The sequence below is a fragment of the Pectobacterium quasiaquaticum genome, assembly GCF_014946775.2.
GTDB classification, from domain to species: Bacteria; Pseudomonadota; Gammaproteobacteria; order Enterobacterales; family Enterobacteriaceae; genus Pectobacterium; species Pectobacterium aquaticum.
Genome location: NZ_CP065177.1, coordinates 4,279,162 through 4,295,843, shown reverse-complemented (window position 1 = coordinate 4,295,843; position 16,682 = coordinate 4,279,162). Strand labels below are relative to the sequence as shown.

14 protein-coding genes and 1 pseudogene are annotated in these 16,682 nt (G+C 51.2%); 13 read left to right on the top strand and 2 right to left on the bottom strand.

Annotation, left to right across the window (positions count from 1 at the left end; all coding sequences use genetic code 11):
• Positions 1-63: 63 nt before the first annotated feature.
• The 11 genes and pseudogenes from IG609_RS19665 (at position 64) to IG609_RS19615 (ending at position 10,571) form a co-directional block, all read left to right on the top strand.
• Positions 64-1,080: a ketoacyl-ACP synthase III gene (locus IG609_RS19665; RefSeq protein ID WP_193399042.1), complete on the top strand. Its 1,017-nt coding sequence runs from the start codon at positions 64-66 to the stop codon at positions 1,078-1,080.
• On the top strand, positions 1,077-2,120 hold the full coding sequence (locus IG609_RS19660) for an NAD-dependent epimerase/dehydratase family protein (RefSeq protein WP_193399043.1): 1,044 nt from the start codon (positions 1,077-1,079) through the stop codon (positions 2,118-2,120). The genes IG609_RS19665 and IG609_RS19660 overlap by 4 nt, the downstream gene beginning before the upstream one ends.
• Entirely contained in the window at positions 2,098-2,904 is an 807-nt protein-coding gene (locus tag IG609_RS19655) for an MBL fold metallo-hydrolase (RefSeq protein WP_193399044.1), read from the top strand. Before IG609_RS19660 ends, IG609_RS19655 begins: the two co-directional genes overlap by 23 nt.
• On the top strand, positions 2,901-4,187 hold the full coding sequence (locus IG609_RS19650; RefSeq protein WP_193399045.1) for a F390 synthetase-related protein: 1,287 nt from the start codon (positions 2,901-2,903) through the stop codon (positions 4,185-4,187). Before IG609_RS19655 ends, IG609_RS19650 begins: the two co-directional genes overlap by 4 nt.
• Entirely contained in the window at positions 4,184-4,840 is a 657-nt protein-coding gene (locus IG609_RS19645) for a phosphatase PAP2 family protein (RefSeq protein WP_193399046.1), read from the top strand. Before IG609_RS19650 ends, IG609_RS19645 begins: the two co-directional genes overlap by 4 nt.
• Before the next feature lie 41 nt (positions 4,841-4,881).
• Positions 4,882-4,997 (top strand): annotated as a pseudogene (locus tag IG609_RS20685) (sterol desaturase family protein); the annotation flags it as partial.
• 100 nt (positions 4,998-5,097) lie between these two features.
• Positions 5,098-6,027 carry a lysozyme inhibitor LprI family protein gene (locus IG609_RS19635; RefSeq protein ID WP_193400979.1) on the top strand — a complete coding sequence of 310 codons (930 nt, stop codon included), beginning with the start codon at positions 5,098-5,100 and terminating at the stop codon, positions 6,025-6,027.
• Positions 6,028-6,311: 284 nt separating this feature from the next.
• The gene (gene aldA / locus IG609_RS19630; RefSeq protein WP_193400977.1) at positions 6,312-7,751 is read left to right on the top strand and encodes an aldehyde dehydrogenase; all 1,440 of its coding nucleotides are present in this window, start codon (positions 6,312-6,314) and stop codon (positions 7,749-7,751) included.
• A gap of 89 nt (positions 7,752-7,840) precedes the next feature.
• Positions 7,841-9,001, top strand: coding sequence for an FMN-dependent L-lactate dehydrogenase LldD (lldD, locus tag IG609_RS19625; protein WP_193400975.1), 1,161 nt, complete (start codon positions 7,841-7,843; stop codon positions 8,999-9,001).
• A 120-nt stretch (positions 9,002-9,121) separates the two neighbouring features.
• Positions 9,122-9,622, top strand: coding sequence for a GrpB family protein (locus tag IG609_RS19620; RefSeq protein WP_193400972.1), 501 nt, complete (start codon positions 9,122-9,124; stop codon positions 9,620-9,622).
• Between the two features lie 481 nt (positions 9,623-10,103).
• Positions 10,104-10,571 (top strand): hypothetical protein, encoded by a 468-nt coding sequence (locus IG609_RS19615; RefSeq protein ID WP_226374109.1) that lies wholly within the window; start codon positions 10,104-10,106, stop codon positions 10,569-10,571.
• A 70-nt stretch (positions 10,572-10,641) separates the two neighbouring features.
• Here the strand turns inward: IG609_RS19615 and IG609_RS19610 are convergent, their stop codons facing one another.
• Both IG609_RS19610 and IG609_RS19605 read right to left on the bottom strand, forming a co-directional pair.
• On the bottom strand, positions 10,642-11,082 hold the full coding sequence (locus IG609_RS19610; RefSeq protein WP_080724435.1) for a type II toxin-antitoxin system VapC family toxin: 441 nt from the start codon (positions 11,080-11,082) through the stop codon (positions 10,642-10,644).
• Positions 11,082-11,321, bottom strand: a complete 240-nt coding sequence (locus IG609_RS19605; protein WP_193399048.1) for a type II toxin-antitoxin system Phd/YefM family antitoxin — start codon at positions 11,319-11,321, stop codon at positions 11,082-11,084. The genes IG609_RS19610 and IG609_RS19605 overlap by 1 nt, the downstream gene beginning before the upstream one ends.
• A 957-nt stretch (positions 11,322-12,278) precedes the next feature.
• Between IG609_RS19605 and IG609_RS19600 the strand changes: the two genes are divergently transcribed.
• Positions 12,279-14,117 (top strand): MrcB family domain-containing protein, encoded by a 1,839-nt coding sequence (locus IG609_RS19600; RefSeq protein ID WP_193399049.1) that lies wholly within the window; start codon positions 12,279-12,281, stop codon positions 14,115-14,117.
• Between the two features lie 18 nt (positions 14,118-14,135).
• Positions 14,136-16,625, top strand: coding sequence for a restriction endonuclease-like protein (locus IG609_RS19595; protein ID WP_193400970.1), 2,490 nt, complete (start codon positions 14,136-14,138; stop codon positions 16,623-16,625).
• Positions 16,626-16,682 lie beyond the last annotated feature (57 nt).

Sequence of the window (16,682 nt, the reverse complement as noted above, 5' to 3'; positions counted from 1 at the left end):
AAATACCGCGCACGATAGTCTTATCGTTCGCAGGTAAAACGATAATAAATCTGGAAAGGATGGATGTTGAAGACGCAAAGTCATGCAGTCACTCAGGGATTGGTTCCACTCAAGATTATTTCTACCGGCAGTGCGCTTCCTGCGCAGCGGGTGACCTCGGCTGAATTAGATGTGCGGCTCAATAAGCCCGCTGGGTATGTCGAAAGCCGTTCAGGCATTATTTATCGCCACCATGCGGACAATCATGCCAGCCAGGCGGAACTCGGTGTGGCGGCGTTAAATGACGCGCTGGCGCGGGGTGTTATTCCGCCAACGTCCATCGATCTGCTGCTGTTTGCTTCCGCGATTCCGATTCAGGCGCTGCCTTATAGCGCCAGTCACTTATTAAAAGCGTCGTCCCTGCCAAAAGGGACGGCCAGTTTCGATATTAACAGCAGCTGCGTCAGCTTTATTTCCGCGCTTCAGGTGGCGGCCGGGCTGTTAAATACCGGCGCTTATCGACGCATTGCCATCGTCTCTACCGAACTTGCTTCGCGCGGTATCGATTGGGATGACGAAGAGTCGTCGCTGATTTTTGGTGATGGTGCCGCGTGTGCCATTGTCGAACGCGGCGATGGGCGCAGCGGTATTGCGGCGTGTCTGCTGGAAACCTACCCGAAGGGCAACGAACTGTGCCAGATCCGCGCTGGCGGCACCTTGCGTAACCCGCGGGCGGGGATGGAGCTGCATGATTTTCTGTTCCATATGCAGGGAAAACGGCTATTCAGGCAGGCTTCTGCGCTGATTGAGGGTTATCTGCAACGGCTGCTGGAGGCCAGCGGTTATTCGCTGGATCAGATGGCGGCGGTAGTTCCGCATCAGGCCAGCCACCTGTCGCTGGAACATATGCGCAAGCGGCTGGCGATTTCGACGGAAAGGCTGATTGATATTTACCGCTATCACGGTAATCAGGTAGCGGCCTCGATTCCGACGGCACTGCATCACGCCATCGTGACGCAGCGTCTGCCTGAGGGTGAACCCGCGATGCTGGTCGGTACGGCCGCTGGGTTGACGCTGGGCGGGATGGTATTGATCCCATGAGCGTCTTCGTCACGGGCGCGACCAGCGGACTGGGGCGTAACGCGGTGGAGTGGCTGCTTCAGACCGGGCATCAGGTGCTGGCGTTCGGGCGCGATCGCTCGGTGGGGCAACAGCTTGAAGCGCTGGGCGCGCAGTTCATCGGTATCGATTTGGTGGACACCTCAGTAGACCAGTTTCGAACGCTGATGGCGGGCTGCGACGTGGTCTGGCACTGTGCAGCGAAATCATCGCCGTGGGGCCAATATAATGATTTTTATCAGAATAATACCGAGGTGACAGCACGGCTGGCCGACGCTGCCGGTCAGTTAGGTATCCCGCGCTTTGTCCACATCTCCACGCCCGCGATTTACTTCGACTATCAGCACCACCTGAATATCGATGAAAGCTACCGCGCGGCGCGTTTTGCCAATCACTATGCGCAGACCAAATTTTTGGCGGAAGAGCGCCTTCAGGCGCTGACATCGCGCTACCCGCAAACCACCTATGTGATTCTGCGCCCGCGCGGCCTGTTTGGCCCGCATGATCGCGTGATTCTGCCGCGAGTGCTGGAACAGATTGAGGTGGGCGGTGGCGTGCTGCGGCTCCCGCGTGGTGGCGAAGCGCTGCTGGATCTCACGTTTGTCGGCAACGTCGTGGAAGCAATGGCGCTTGCCAGCGAGCGAGCGGGGTTAGTGTCTGGTGCGGCGTACAACATCACCAATCATGAGCCCGCACGCCTTGTCGATATGCTGGAGCAACTGCTGACTGGGCAACTGGGGATGCATTATCGCGTTAGTGCGGTGCCGTATCCGTTGCTGCACGCGGTGGCAGGTGGCATGGAGCTGTTCTCGTGGTTTAGCCGGAAAGAGCCGCTGCTGACGCGCTACAGTGCGGGCGCGGTGAATTTTGATATGACGCTCAGCGCGGAGAAAGCCAGGCAGGAGCTGGGGTATCAGCCGCGTTTCTCCCTTAATCAGGGCATCGAGCTAACGGGTAACTGGCTCAACGCGCACCTTGCGCAGCAGAGGAATGGCGGGCATGGCTACTATTTCAACGTTTGAAGTCGGGTACTGTCTGCATCCCGGCTGCATGGCGCTGCGTGGTGCGGGATGGAAGGTGTGCCGTTTTCCGGCACGCGTCTGGATGCTGGAGAGTCAGGATAAGCGCTGGCTGTGGGACACCGGCTATGCCCAGCATTTTACCGATGCCACGCGATCCGGCCTGTTTCAGTTGTACCGCAGGATGACGCCGGTGCATTTCGAGACGAAAGACGCGCTGATTCACCAGCTACACGGGCAGGGGATTCAACCTGCGGACATCGACGGCCTGATTATTTCCCATTTTCACGGCGACCATATCGCGGGGCTGCGGGATTTTCCTGACGTGCCGTTTATCTGTTCGGCGCTGGGATGGCAGCAGACGCGGAATCTGCGTGGTTTCGCGGCCTTGAAGCGGGCGTTTGTGCCTGCCCTGATCCCTGAACATTTTGAGCAGGCGCTCCAGTTTGTTGAGAACTTCCCGTTTACCGATCTGCCAGCCGAGCTGGCGCCGTTTACGCAAGGCTATGCGCTGCCGGGTAGCGATAAAGAGATCGTGCTGGTGCCGTTGCCCGGCCATGCTGCCGGACACCTCGGCGCGTTTGTGCTGACGGAAAACGGCTGGGTGTTGCTGGCAAGCGATGCTGCCTGGTCGCCGCACAGCTATCGCGAAGGTCGTGGGCCGTCGCGATTGGCGAATCTGGTGATGGACGATCCAAAAGCCTATTACCACACGCTGGATCAACTGCACCAGTTGCACCTGAACGGGCAAGTCGAGATTCGGCTGTGTCACGAGGGCGACCTATGATTCCGCTGATGACGATCTGGCACTATTTCCGTGCCAGACGCCTCACCTTTGCCAGCCGTCAGGCGCTTGAACGCCATCAGCAGCGCCAGCTTTCTCGTTTTGCTCGGTGGGTGCTGGCTCGCAGCCCCTATTTTCGCCCTTACTGCCAGCTCCCCATGACATCCTGGCCGATGATGGATAAAGCCGTGATGATGGCCGAATTCGATCGGATGAATACCGCTGGGCTTAAACGGGATGAACTGCTCGCCTGCGCGCGCCGCAGTGAGGAAGATCGTGACTTCACGCCGAATGTGAGTGGATTCAGCGTCGGGCTGTCGTCCGGCACCTCTGGGCAGCGCGGGTTATTTGTCGTCAGCCCACGCGAACAGCAGGTGTGGGCGGGAGGCATGCTGGCGAAAATGCTGCCGGACGGGCTACGCGCCGGTGAGCGGGTGGCGCTGTTCCTGCGGGCGGATAACAACCTGTATCACAGCGTCGATAACCGCTGGCTCAGCCTGTCGTTTTACGATCTCTTTGCGCCGTTTTCCGAGCATGTTTCGCGACTGGAAGCGTGGTCGCCCTCAATTATCGTCGCTCCCGCGCAGGTGCTGCGCGAACTGGCGCTGGCGGTACAGCGCGGTGAGCTGCGGCTGACGGTCAAAAAGGTGATTTCCGTGGCCGAGGTGCTGGAACCGCAGGACAAGCAGTTGCTCCAGCAGGTCTTCGGGCAGGTTGGGGAAGTGTATCAGGCGACGGAAGGCTTTCTGGCATCGACCTGCGAGCACGGCACGCTGCATCTCAACGAGGAATTTATTCACATCGAGCCGCAGTGGCTGGATGATGAGCGCTTTACGCCCATCATCACCGATTTCACCCGCAGCACGCAGCCGATTGTGCGTTATCGGCTGGACGATGTGTTGGTGAGGCAAAAAACGCCCTGCGCGTGTGGCCGAGTGACGATGGCTATTGCCCGCATCGAAGGGCGTAGCGATGACAGTCTGCGATTGCTGGATAGTAACGGTGAGCCTCAGACCGTGTTTGCGGATCTCTGTAGCCGGATTATCGCCAATGCGCTGCCGCTGCATGCCGACTATCGACTGGTGCAGCAGGGCGATGCGATGCTGCATTTATCCGCAGCGTGTAGCCTGCCGGAGCTGGAAGCCTGTCGGGACAGCCTGTCGCAGCAGTGTGCGTTACAGGGGATTGACGTATCGCGGCTACGGTGGCAGTTAAGCGCCGGTGAGATTGCGCCGGAGTTTACGCAAAAGCGCAGACGGATTACCCGCGTGAAGGAGCGTGCATGAGGCTATTTCCGCAAAAAACGAGGCTGTTGCGGCTGAAAGCGCTGCTTTTCGGCTGGGGAACGGTCGGGCTGGTGTATCAACTGAGCGCGCAGTTTCAGGGGCAGGGAACGGTGCTGCCGACGTCGTTCGTTGATGAGTGGATTCCTTTTAGCGCCTCGGCGATCTGGCTGTATCTCTCGTTTTTTATCATCGTGCCGCTGTCTTACTTATCCTGCCCGATTACGCATCTGGCGGGGCTACGCCGCGCAACGCAGCTTACCGCGCTGATCGCGGGCGCGGTGTATCTGATTTTCCCGACCACGATGGTGTACCCGCAGGTCGTTGGGGACGATCTCTCCACGCGTGTGCTACAGCTTTTGCTGCTTATCGACTCACCGCAGAATTGCCTGCCGTCGCTGCATATTGCGCTAACGGTGCTGGCGGTGTGGGCGATGAGCGATAGACAGCAGAAGATGAAAACCGGCTTGTACCTGCTGTGGGGGGCGGCGATTGCCCTTTCTATCCTGCAACTGCGCCGCCACCTGTTCATCGATCTGGTGACGGGGGCGATACTGGCGGGCATCGCTGGGTGGGTTTTTCTGCGTAGCCGAGAGGCGGTGAAGGCCATTTCCCCAGCGGCTCCGCTGCCTAACGACAAGCAGCATCAGGAATGACATTATGATCGATTTAGCATTATCTATTGTCTGCATGCTGGTTGTGGCTCTTTCGCAGCGTGGAAATTTTTTGCTATGGCTATGTCGCCTGCACCATACCTTCGGCATGCTGTGGGCGGTGCATGTGGTTCACCCTCTGGGCGAGCATTTCAATCTCTGGGGTTGCATTGGGCAAAGGGGACGTTTTATCAGGCACCGGACGATGGTCTACTTATTAATCAGTTAGGTTTTCATCTGTATTCAAGGAGCGAGACTTCATGCGTTATTTATCTCTGGCCGTTTCATCCCTGCTGTTTTTCTTCACCTCGTCCGTCTGGGCGATGGATTGCAGCAAGGCCAGCACAGATACCGAGAAAATGATTTGTGCCAGCAGCCGTTTACAGCAGCTTGATACGGTATTAAACAAGGCCTATCAGGGTTATGTGAAAAAGGAAGACAAAGCGCAAGCGCGTCAGGAGCAGCGTGCGTGGCTGGCCGAGCGTGACCGCTGTAAGGATGACGTTTGCCTAGGGAATGAGATGGTTTCCCGTATTCAGGCGCTGTCCGGTAGTGAAAATATCTCCCTGATTACTCAGGCATCAGGCCAGTGGGACTTTGTTCTCAGCGTGGCGAGGTGCACTCTCGACCCTTCTTACTCAACCTGCGAAGGCCCCGGTACGCTGGATATCTTTAAGAAAGGGCGTGGTGACCTGTTCCAGCGTATCACGATGGAAAACCTGTTCATCGAGTTGAACAATAAGGGTGAAGTCACGGCGAATCTGGTCGAGGTCTACGGTGAGAACAACAGCGGGCTGGTGATTGATGACGCTAACTTCGATTACCACGCAGATATCATGCTGCGTAATGGCAATAGCGGCGCTTACGGTGGGCCGTCTTACGACGTCTACCTGTTTGATGTTGAAAAGCAGCAGTTTACTCAGAATGTGCCGCTGACCGAGTTAGCCAGCTCCAACCTCGGCCTGTTCGAGATTGATGAGAAAAGTAAGACCATCATGACGTTTACCAAAAGCGGCTGCTGCTGGCACCAATGGTCTACCTATCAGATAGCCAATAATAAGCCTGTCCTGATTGTCGAAACCACGGAAGCCTACTCCGAGGAGAAGCAGGCAATGGTCGCCACCACCCGTGAACTGGTGGGCGGCAAGTGGCTGGTGAAGGAAGAGATCGCGAAAATCGACGAGCAGTAAGCGTCTTCTGCTCAACAGACAGACGCTTACGGCTGGCGTCTGTCACCGCCCCGTTCAGTCCCACTTTGCCGTTATTCCCCTGCATTCTCCGATACTTTGCAAAATTGTTACGTCAGGCGTTCTCAGCATGACTTTTTTGCCACTTATCAGACTGGAATGGCAGCCATGAAAAGGTAAATGCAGTGCAGATCGCGCAGCATGGCAAAACTTCACAAAAAAGACGCGTTTTATTAACAACTCGTTTATGCGTTGTATTCTCTAACCCTACTTTGGAGATGCCTGACATGAGCACCACCCAAAAACGTATGTACATCAACGGTGAATTTGTTGAAAACAGAAGCGGGAAGTGGATTGATGTGGTGAACCCGGCCACAGAGCAGGTTATTTCACAGATTCCGGAAGGCTCCGCTGACGATGCAAAGAGAGCGATTGATGCGGCAGAAGCCGCACAGCCGGGCTGGGAAGCGCTTCCTGCGGTTGAACGCGGCGTTTGGCTGCACAAGATTGCCGACGGTATCCGCGAGCGCGAAGCCGAACTGACCGATACCATCATTGCGGAAGGCGGCAAGACGCACGGTCTGGCACAGACGGAAGTGCTGTTCACCGCTGACTACCTCGACTACATGGCGGAGTGGGCGCGCCGTTATGAAGGTGAAATCATTCAGAGCGACCGCCCGAATGAGAACATCTTCGTCTTCCGCAAAGCGATTGGCGTTACGACCGGCATTCTGCCGTGGAACTTCCCTTTCTTCCTGATTGCGCGTAAAGCGGCGCCAGCGCTGATTACCGGCAATACCATCGTCATCAAACCGAGCGAGATCACACCGAATAATGCGGTGATTTTCGCCGAAATCATTCACAAAATTGGCCTACCGAAAGGCGTCATCAATTTTGTTACCGGCTACGGCCCAACGGTCGGGCAAGAGCTGGCTGCTAACCCGAAAGTCGGCATGGTCAGCCTGACCGGCAGCGTGGCGGCGGGTATTGCAACCATGACGGCAGCGGCGCAGAACGTCACGAAGGTGTCGCTGGAACTGGGCGGCAAAGCCCCAGCTATCGTGATGGACGATGCCGATCTCGATCTGGCGGTCAAAGCGATTGTCAGTTCCCGCGTCATCAACAGCGGGCAGGTGTGTAACTGCGCCGAGCGCGTTTATGTGCAGAAAGGCATTTACGACGAGTTTATCGCCCGTATTAAAACCGCGATGGAGCAGGTGACTTTCGGCAACACGGCAGAGAAAAAAGCGCTGGATATGGGACCGCTGATCAGCGCCGCGGCGTTACAGCGTGTGGAAGACAAAGTGGCGAAAGCGGTATCGCAGGGCGCGAAAGTGCTGCTCGGCGGCCAGCGCGAAAGCGGCACGGGCTATTTCTATCCGCCAACGCTGCTGGTGGATGTCAAACAGGACATGCCGATCATGCACGAAGAGGTGTTTGGTCCGGTGCTGCCCGTCGCGACCTTCGACACGCTGGAAGAGGCAATTGCGATGGCGAACGACAGCGAATATGGCCTGACGTCGTCGATCTATACGCAAAACATCAACACCGCAATGAAGGCGCTGAAAGGGCTGAAATTCGGTGAAACCTACATCAACCGTGAGAACTTTGAGGCGATGCAGGGCTTCCATGCGGGTTGGCGTAAATCCGGTGTGGGTGGGGCGGACGGCAAACACGGCTTGCAGGAATACCTGCAAACGCATGTCGCGTATTTACAGTTTCACTAAAAGTGGCTTCACTAGAAAGGTCATTTCATTCGCGGTCATTCTATTGACCGCAAGAATGAAACCAACAAGAAGAAGGATGGGAAAGGACGATGATCATCTCTGCTTCAGCGGACTACCGGGCGGCGGCGCAGCGTAAGCTGCCGCCGTTTCTTTTCCACTACATCGATGGCGGTGCATATGGCGAGCACACGCTCAGGCGTAATACCGCCGATCTGGCGGATATCGCGCTGCGTCAGCGTATCCTGAAAAATGTCTCCGACCTGAGTCTGGAAACGCAGCTGTTCGGCGAAAAGCTGGCGATGCCAGTGGTGCTGGCACCCGTTGGCCTGACTGGGATGTACGCCCGACGCGGCGAAGTCCAAGCTGCCCGTGCGGCAGCGCAGAAAGGGATCCCGTTTACCTTATCCACGGTTTCAGTCTGCCCGATTGAGGAAGTGGCACCTGCAATCAATCGTCCGATGTGGTTCCAGCTCTATGTGTTGAAAGATCGTGGTTTTATGCGTAATGCGCTGGAGCGCGCGCAGGCCGCCGGGGTGAAGACGCTGGTGTTTACCGTGGATATGCCGACGCCGGGTGCGCGATATCGCGATGCGCACTCTGGTATGAGCGGCCCGAATGCGGCGGCGCGTCGTATTTTACAGGCCGTTACCCATCCACAGTGGGCATGGGACGTTGGCCTGAATGGTAAACCGCATGACTTGGGGAACGTCTCCGCCTATCGCGGCACGCCGACAACGCTGGAAAACTATATCGGCTGGCTGGCCGAGAATTTCGATTCCTCTATTTCGTGGCAGGATTTGGCGTGGATCCGCGAGATGTGGAAAGGGCCGATGATCATCAAAGGCATTCTCGACCCCGAAGATGCCAAAGAAGCGGTGAAATTCGGTGCAGACGGCATCGTGGTCTCCAATCACGGCGGTCGACAACTGGACGGCGTGCTGTCAACGGCACATGCGCTGCCTGCCATCGCCGATGCGGTGAAAGGCGATATCACCATTCTGGCAGATTCCGGTATTCGTACTGGGCTGGACGTAGTGCGGATGATCGCGCTGGGCGCGGACGGCGTGATGCTCGGGCGCGCGTTTGTCTACGCGCTAGCGGCGGCGGGCGAGGCGGGTGTGGTTAACCTGCTGAACCTGATCGAAAAAGAGATGCGTGTGGCGATGACGCTCACGGGTGCCAAATCCATTGCCGATATCACCACAGACTCATTGGTGCGCGCGACCCAGCGGCGGTTGGATGGCCTGTAAGCACGGATGACGTGGCGGGAGACATTTACCGTCTTTTCGCCGCGCTTTCTGATGGCTTTTGAATCGTCCCCTGAACGCTGATACCCTTTACGCGATAAGGCCGTGTTGGGGGAGCAGTGAATGGGCGGACGAACGATTGCCGTGGTGGATTACGATCCACTGTGGGCGACAAATTATGCAACGGCGGCAAGGGAACTCACGCAGGCGCTCGGCGAAGTTGCGGTAAATGTGCATCACATCGGTAGCACGGCCGTGCCGGGACTCCCCGCTAAGCCGGTGATTGATATACTGCTGGAAGTGATTTCGTTATCCGCTTTGGACAAGTTCGATCATGTCATGGTCGATTTGGGCTATCACCCTCGTGGCGAAAATGGAATAGCGGGACGTCGTTACTACACCAAAGGTGGCGATGCGCGTACTCACCATCTTCACGCTTTTGTGGTGGGCGACGAGTCAATCCAGCGGCACTTGGCTTTCCGCGATTATCTACGTGCAAACCCAGCCGTATGTGCTGAGTATGCGGCAATAAAACGTGCCGCAGCACTGGCGTGTGACAACGATGCCGCTGTGTATAGCCAGTTAAAAAATGACTTTATTGCCACTCATGAGGCGCTTGCCTAGCCATTTCCTCAGCACTATGCGCTTTTTCCTGAATTGCAAACGGTCGACTGCGTTCTATATTTCGAGGGCAGATTGAACGAAGGGAGATTCCTCATCCTTATCTTATTTATCTCACGCTGGCGTTTTTGACACCCTAGCACCGTATTATTCCGCCATCTTATGGGCGGTATGGAAATCTACGGTATCAACGGTTTTGTGATTGGCCCGCTGATTCCTCTTACGTCCAACTCTCTTGCCTCTCGGGCGTAATCCACACGACGCCTGCGGGCGCTTTGGCGAAGAATCACAGGCCAAATTCGTCTTTCAGCAAGCGTCAGAGGCTCAGACTTCATCGCGTGGGATCATGCGCCTTTGCCTCGTTTATCATTAGTGTTTAAGGTGAGGTAATGCTTTAAGGTGAAGTAATACAACGTAAATTTTCGAATAAAAAGCGGCGTAAAATAATCAGGATGTTCTGATTTTATAAAGGTAAGGGATGGTTATGTTCGGGAAAATGCTTCTGATTGGAATGGGCGCGGTATTACTTAGCGGATGCTCGGTCGCAACCTATAGTCATAAACTGGAAGATTATCAGGGTGCTGAGCGCGTGGGTATGACGTTCGATAACCGCAACCTTGACTATGTTCGCGTTTATCCGACGACCGACAGATGTATTAATATTGATGCACCAGAAAATGGCTATACCAATAATGCGTTTGGGTTCCAAACTAAACTCAATAATAAAGAACTCGGCTTTCCCGCTATTCCAGAAACGCCAACGATGATTCGTGAATTTTGGGTCAGCGCGCAGCACAATATTGCAGTCAGAATGATTGCTGCCAATGGTGGATTTAGTACCGTCACGTTTAAACCTGTGGTCGGGAATTACTATTATGTTACTGGTAAATTTGTTGATGCTTATTCGCCACGTCGCATCGTGGCGTATTTATCGAAGGTGGTGAGCGCCTGACAGCCGGTCAGGACAAGAAGGATGAAGGGGAGGACGAGGCAACGCATGTCGGTTGTTTTTCCTTGGAATGCTAACAACATTTGATCACGCTGATATAGCCTGAGCAATACTTAATAATATTGCCATCGTTTGTTATCAGTGCCAGACCTTCTATTTTCGCTTGAGAGACTAATATTCGGTCAAACGGGTCTTGGTGCATTTCGGGTAATCTTGTGAGGTTATAGGCGTGAGTTGCCTGCATAGGAAGCTCAAGATAACCCGCTGATAATAAACCTTTCGTTATAGCCTCAGCATCAATACTAAAGCTGGGCTTGTTTAGTGCCGTTTTGATTGCTATCTCTTGTATGCTGACGGAAGAGAAGTAAAAACGGTTATTGTCATCGGAAAGAATGGCGATTGTGTCGCTGCTAAGGTTTTCCGGCTCACCTGCTAACCAAATCAACGCGTGCGTATCTAACAAGTAGCTAGTAGAGCGCTGCTTTGGGGCATCGTCCTTGTTGATTGTCATCATTATTTCCCATTAAACATGTCGATAATTTCTTCTTTATTCAAATCATTAAAATTCTCTGGTGCTGAAACTTGGCCCTTCATGAAACCAATGCGTGGCGTTTTTTCGGTAAGGGTAAGAGGAACGATCTTCGCTACGGGTTTACCGTTGCGGGTGATGACATAGGATTCTCCCGTTTCAGATACATGGTTGATAATTTTAGAGAAATTGGTCTTTGCCTCGTAGAGATTGATTTTTTGCACAGGTCCTCCGAAGAGTTGGTCAAATTTTTAAAAAAAGTTGGTCTACATGAATGAGTCTACTGGTCATTTAAGAGTTGGTCAATCTGTGACCGATTAAAGCGTGGATAGATTTTTTGTGTCGATTTCATCGACCGAGAAAAGAGGACTGTATTCCCATTTTTGGCAATATCATGGGAATATAGTCCCTATTTGATTATTTTTTGCTCATCAATAGAGGCTGGAAGTTATCATCTGCCTTTGAGGTGATCGATTTTTTCCGCTTAAGCCGCGAGGACGCAACCCGTATCTATGACGAGGTACTTTGCACCGTAAAAGGCTGGCAAGAGGCCGCAAACCGATTGGGTATCAGCCTCAATGAGCAACTTGCCAAACAAGAGGCGTTTAATGTGTAGCGCGGGTCGGTTTATTGACGTGTTTCTATAAGGACAACATGGCGGTAAGTGTCTCTATATTTAGGATGAATAAGGACAAAACGCCAGATAATAAGGACAATTTGTAGGAAAGTTGTCCTTATTGTGCTCGAATAGGGACAGTTTAGGTGAGGTTTGCCGTGTGAATTGATACAACTCGTTGGCCGATTACCATCTTGTCGATGTGTTTTACGGGTTCAGATACTACGAGTTTCGTAGCCTACAATTATCTTACAGCACAAATCGAGACCTAAGATGCTTTCGATCAGGTGGGGTGAAGAATACAATACTTGCCTAAGTATCATCAGATGATAATATTAATACTCATGTATAAATACACAGTTGTAAATTACGGGTTGAGTGCCAATGCCAATAGGCTTTTATGAAACTATGCCAGAGGCCGATGGTCGAAGACGCTGCGTCGTCGGTATGATGACTGCTGAAACACTTTAAGCCTCTGTGTAGTAGATAAAAATAGTATTACGCAATAAAGTAAAACGTTGTGGCAACATAATCATAGATTTATTGTCTTAATTTAGGAGCTAGGATGAGCCTGCAAGAAAAATTTCAAATAATAACTAAAGGTTGGGTTGCAGCGAAAAAAGAGGGATTTACTAATAACCCGATTGCGAATTTATTGAGAAAAGAGTTAAAAAAAGAAATAGAGAATATAGTTAGTCAGTTCGATTCGAATTATAAAGTAGAAGCTAGTGCTGGTGCAGGGAATTGGGCAAGTGTTCCTTGGGTATCTATTCTCAATCCAAAAATTACAAGTACCACTCAAGAAGGCATTTATCCAGTATACCTTTTTAAAGCTGATGGCTCAGGATTTTATTTGTCCCTTAATCAAGGTACAACAATCCCAGCTAAAAAATTGGGAAAAAAAGTCGCCGAAGAACGCGCTGAATATATAAAAAAACAGCTATTAGAAAAAGTTTTTGGTTTAGAGGGTTGGGGGGGTAAAGATATAAATTTAACAGCAAGTACATCTCTTGGTAAATCGTATGAAAAACCAAGTATTATCGCAAGATATTATTCTGCTGACAGTATTCCGTCTGATGAAATTCTAAAAAGTGATTTGAATTCATTACTGAATATCTATAGAGAAATCGAGGGGGTAGAACTCGAAATGCAAGACGTACAGACCAAAGAAAAATCGAGTGTAGCAGATAATAATGCTATTCCCCTCCCAAAACCTTTCCTCTTACTTGCCGGTATCTCCGGCACGGGGAAATCACGTTTTGTTCGTGAACAAGCGGAAGCGACAGGGAGCCGTGAAGAAACGTATTGCTTAGTTTCCGTCCGGCCGGATTGGCATGAACCTAGCGATTTATTAGGCTATACCACCCGTTTGAATAACAATGCTGGGTACGTCACCACCGATGTGTTGCAATTTATTGTGAAAGCGTGGAAAGCCATTGCAGAGACCGGTGTGCAAATTGCAGGGAATAAAACGGCAGGCCACCGTGATGATTTACAGGCAATACCGCCGTATTGGCTATGCTTGGATGAAATGAATCTCGCCCCTGTTGAGCAGTATTTCGCTGATTATTTATCCATACTGGAAACCCGCGAATGGGAATGGGCAGATGATGAATTTACCTACCAGTGCGATCCGTTATTAAAAGCCTCCGTGATTCAGTCACTTTCTGATGATAAACGGAATGAATTGTGCGAAAACTTGAAGTTAGACCCGACTTCTGCGTTATGGCTTGAATTTTCTAAGCATGGTATCGGCATTCCCTTTAACTTACTGGTGGCCGGTACGGTGAATATGGATGAGACCACACATGGTTTTTCCCGTAAGGTGATTGACCGCGCACTGAGTTTCGATTTTGGTGACTTCTTCCCTAACGATTTTGACGATTATTTTTCACCAACGGTCGCACTTAAAAAACTGTCCTACCCGATTTATTCAAGTGCTGTGAAGAATAAAGAACGCTTGCCTGCGATTGATGCGGATGGCAAAGCGAGTATTCAATTTCTACATGCGCTGAATACCGTTTTGGACAACACGCCCTTTAAATTGGCCTATCGTGCCTTAAATGAATTGCTGCTGAGTGTGATCAGTCATCAACCTGAAGACGAAATTCAGTTACAAGCGGTTTGGGATGATTTTTTAATGTGCAAGTTATTACCGCGTATTGAAGGTGATAGCGATAAATTAGCTCAGCATGATATTGATGAATCGCTGCTCATAAAATTATCCGGTATTTTAAAGGAAAATCTGTCCGCTATTTGGAATGAACCAAACGCAAGACCGGATTTTTACCGTGAAAAGCAACAAGATGGTGCGACAATAATGATTGATTGCCGCAGTCGCGCTAAAATTGATTGGATGCAAAATAAGCTTGCGCAATCCGGCTTCACCAGTTTCTGGCCATAACCCACAAGGCGGTACGAAATGCCCGAATTATTGCGAGTACAAACTGAGCATTTTGAACTGTCGATTTGGTGTAATGATATCGCTAAACGGCAACAGGTTTACCGTAACACGCTGGCTAAACGCGTTCAGCACGCTGATGCTCTTCATCCCTCAGTTGAGAATAGCGTGGGCTCGGCGGTGCGTTTTTCCCCTGCGATGGATTTGCAGGAAGTGGCAGTTCTGGATGAAATGCTGATCTCTGAAACGTTGGGTAATGCCCCCCGTGTGCAGAGTGAGTCGATCGCTCTGCGGGAACCTTTGTTTTTTGAAAATGCGCAATATCAGTTTGAGTGGGTGTTTTTTAATGAGGTGGAGCAAGCCGCTTTAACCCACCGCGTAAGGCTGGTGAATGAAGGTTTTCGCTTTGCGGCAAAGAAACGTGATATTCCCGCTCGTTTAACGGGCACCATCAATACTGGTAATGATGTCGGCTGGATGCGCCTGCCGCTTAGCTATCGCCGTGCAGGTCAGGACTATCGGTTTACTCTCGCTTTTGAAGTGTTGCCGACCAAAATGGATTTACACCGTGATTTGTCTGAGATGTATCGCGTACTCGACAACAATTATCCGCTATGGCGTTTTAGCCTGGCGGAGAAAACGGAGCAAGATGCAGAACACAGTAAACAGCGTGGTGATTTTCCATTACTGTGGTTGGCTAATTTTACGGCGCTGAGGCAACGTTTAGAACAAAGTTTAAAAATAATCAGTCAGTCTCCTCATCGCCGTCTACAGCCCAATGTTTCATTTGTGCGTGCGGATCGTTTAAAAGGCCGCTTACCTCATCGCTTAACCGAAAACGTCATTAACGATCTGAAAAATGGTCGGTCTGATAAACGCTATCGCGTTGAAAAAAAATACTTGAGTGTGGATACGCCAGAAAACCGTTTTATCAAGATGGTGGTCACTCAATGCAAAAATCGATTAATCGAGTTTGAACGCAAACTGCGGAAAAATAATCAAGCACCTGAAAATCAACGTCTTTCCGATTCGTTTCTCACTGAAATTGGCAGTTGGCAAAAACCATTGATCAAAATGCTGAACCACAGTTTTTTACGTGACGTTAGCGAATTTAATGGTTTGGCTAAATCATCGCTCGTACTGCAACAAAAAACGGGCTACAGCGCGGTATATCGTATTTGGCAGGAGCTTAAATGCTACTTGGATGTTTTTGCTAATCAAACCAGTATTTCGATGAAATCTGTTGCTGATATTTATGAAGTGTGGTGTTTTCTGGCATTGCGCAATATTTTAATCGACGATCTTGGATTTAAGGATATCACCCCGAATCGCCAAGCCTTGGTATTAAAAAATGACTTTGAATATCAGTTAAAAAATGGATTTGCGGGCGCGTTTGTTTTTGAACGCGAGGATGGTTTAGTGGCGAGATTGGCTCACGAACCTCATTTTAGCCCAAACAGCGAAGATATTCGTTCTTACTTCGTCTCTCATCGTCCTGATATTGTCTTGAAGGTTGAATTCCCTACGCCGAGCGATAAGCGCTGTATTTGGCTATTCGATGCCAAGTACCGTATTCAAACCAAAGCGAGCCAAGTGGATGGCAGCGATGCAGATAAATATGATATTGATAAAATCGATTTGGTGCCGGACGATGCCATTAACCAAATGCACCGTTACCGTGATGCGTTGATCCGTATTACGCAAGACACATCATCCGTAGCAGGCCAGAAAAGTCGCCCCGTGTTTGGAGCCTTTGCCCTCTACCCCGGCTTTTTTAACCAAAACGTGGAAGACAACCCTTACCTTGATGCCATTTCTGAGGTGGGGATTGGCGCGTTTGCACTTCTGCCCAACAACGATGGTCAGGTTGGGTGCCGCTGGATTGTGGATTTTCTAAAGCACCAGCTTGGTGTTGCGGGAAATTATTACAGCACGCAACAATTACAAGAACGTTTATATCTGCAAGAAGCCGCACGGATCCCTTATTACGGAATGGGGCAAACGCTTTACCCCGATTTAGTGATGACGGCCGCTTTGGGTGGTAAGGTGGGGCGAACCAGCACGTATTTTGATAATTTTGAAAACGGCACATCCGCGTGGTACCACACCAGAGTGGAGACATTCAATGCGGCGATGAAAAAGTCAAAAAACCACGTAGTCGCAGAAATACGCTACCTTGCTATCGCCTCAACGAGTGACCTTGATCCCCACTGGAAATCGATTAAGAAAATATGGCCAGTTAAAAGCCAGAAAATCGTGAAAAGGAATGAACTAGACGTTGAGCAAACGGGAAAGTTAAGTGTCGATACTTATGACTGTATTTTGTTTGAATTAGGTAAACCCCTGATGTTAAAAACACCGATTGAAAACGTGCCTCACCGGCCCATTCGCAATTCGATGAAGCTAACAACATTGAATGCCCTGGAGGCGGCGCGACAATTTAATTCGGTGAAAGAAGTCTATAAGGAAGCCTTGCCGGTCTCGTATGTAGGAAAGGGTGAAGGGCAATAATGCAACGAAAACGCCCTGAGCACAGGGCGTTGTGGCCGCAGATGAATTTTACATTAC

Coding starts and splice junctions, on each gene's coding strand:
- IG609_RS19615 (WP_226374109.1), top strand. CDS start 10,104: ATGTTCGGGAAAATGCTTCTGATTGGAATGGGCGCGGTATTACTTAGC.
- IG609_RS19665 (WP_193399042.1), top strand. CDS start 64: ATGTTGAAGACGCAAAGTCATGCAGTCACTCAGGGATTGGTTCCACTC.
- IG609_RS19635 (WP_193400979.1), top strand. CDS start 5,098: ATGCGTTATTTATCTCTGGCCGTTTCATCCCTGCTGTTTTTCTTCACC.
- IG609_RS19645 (WP_193399046.1), top strand. CDS start 4,184: ATGAGGCTATTTCCGCAAAAAACGAGGCTGTTGCGGCTGAAAGCGCTG.
- IG609_RS19655 (WP_193399044.1), top strand. CDS start 2,098: ATGGCTACTATTTCAACGTTTGAAGTCGGGTACTGTCTGCATCCCGGC.
- IG609_RS19595 (WP_193400970.1), top strand. CDS start 14,136: ATGCCCGAATTATTGCGAGTACAAACTGAGCATTTTGAACTGTCGATT.
- IG609_RS19620 (WP_193400972.1), top strand. CDS start 9,122: ATGGGCGGACGAACGATTGCCGTGGTGGATTACGATCCACTGTGGGCG.
- IG609_RS19610 (WP_080724435.1), bottom strand. CDS start 11,082: ATGATGACAATCAACAAGGACGATGCCCCAAAGCAGCGCTCTACTAGC.
- IG609_RS19600 (WP_193399049.1), top strand. CDS start 12,279: ATGAGCCTGCAAGAAAAATTTCAAATAATAACTAAAGGTTGGGTTGCA.
- aldA (WP_193400977.1), top strand. CDS start 6,312: ATGAGCACCACCCAAAAACGTATGTACATCAACGGTGAATTTGTTGAA.
- IG609_RS19650 (WP_193399045.1), top strand. CDS start 2,901: ATGATTCCGCTGATGACGATCTGGCACTATTTCCGTGCCAGACGCCTC.
- lldD (WP_193400975.1), top strand. CDS start 7,841: ATGATCATCTCTGCTTCAGCGGACTACCGGGCGGCGGCGCAGCGTAAG.
- IG609_RS19660 (WP_193399043.1), top strand. CDS start 1,077: ATGAGCGTCTTCGTCACGGGCGCGACCAGCGGACTGGGGCGTAACGCG.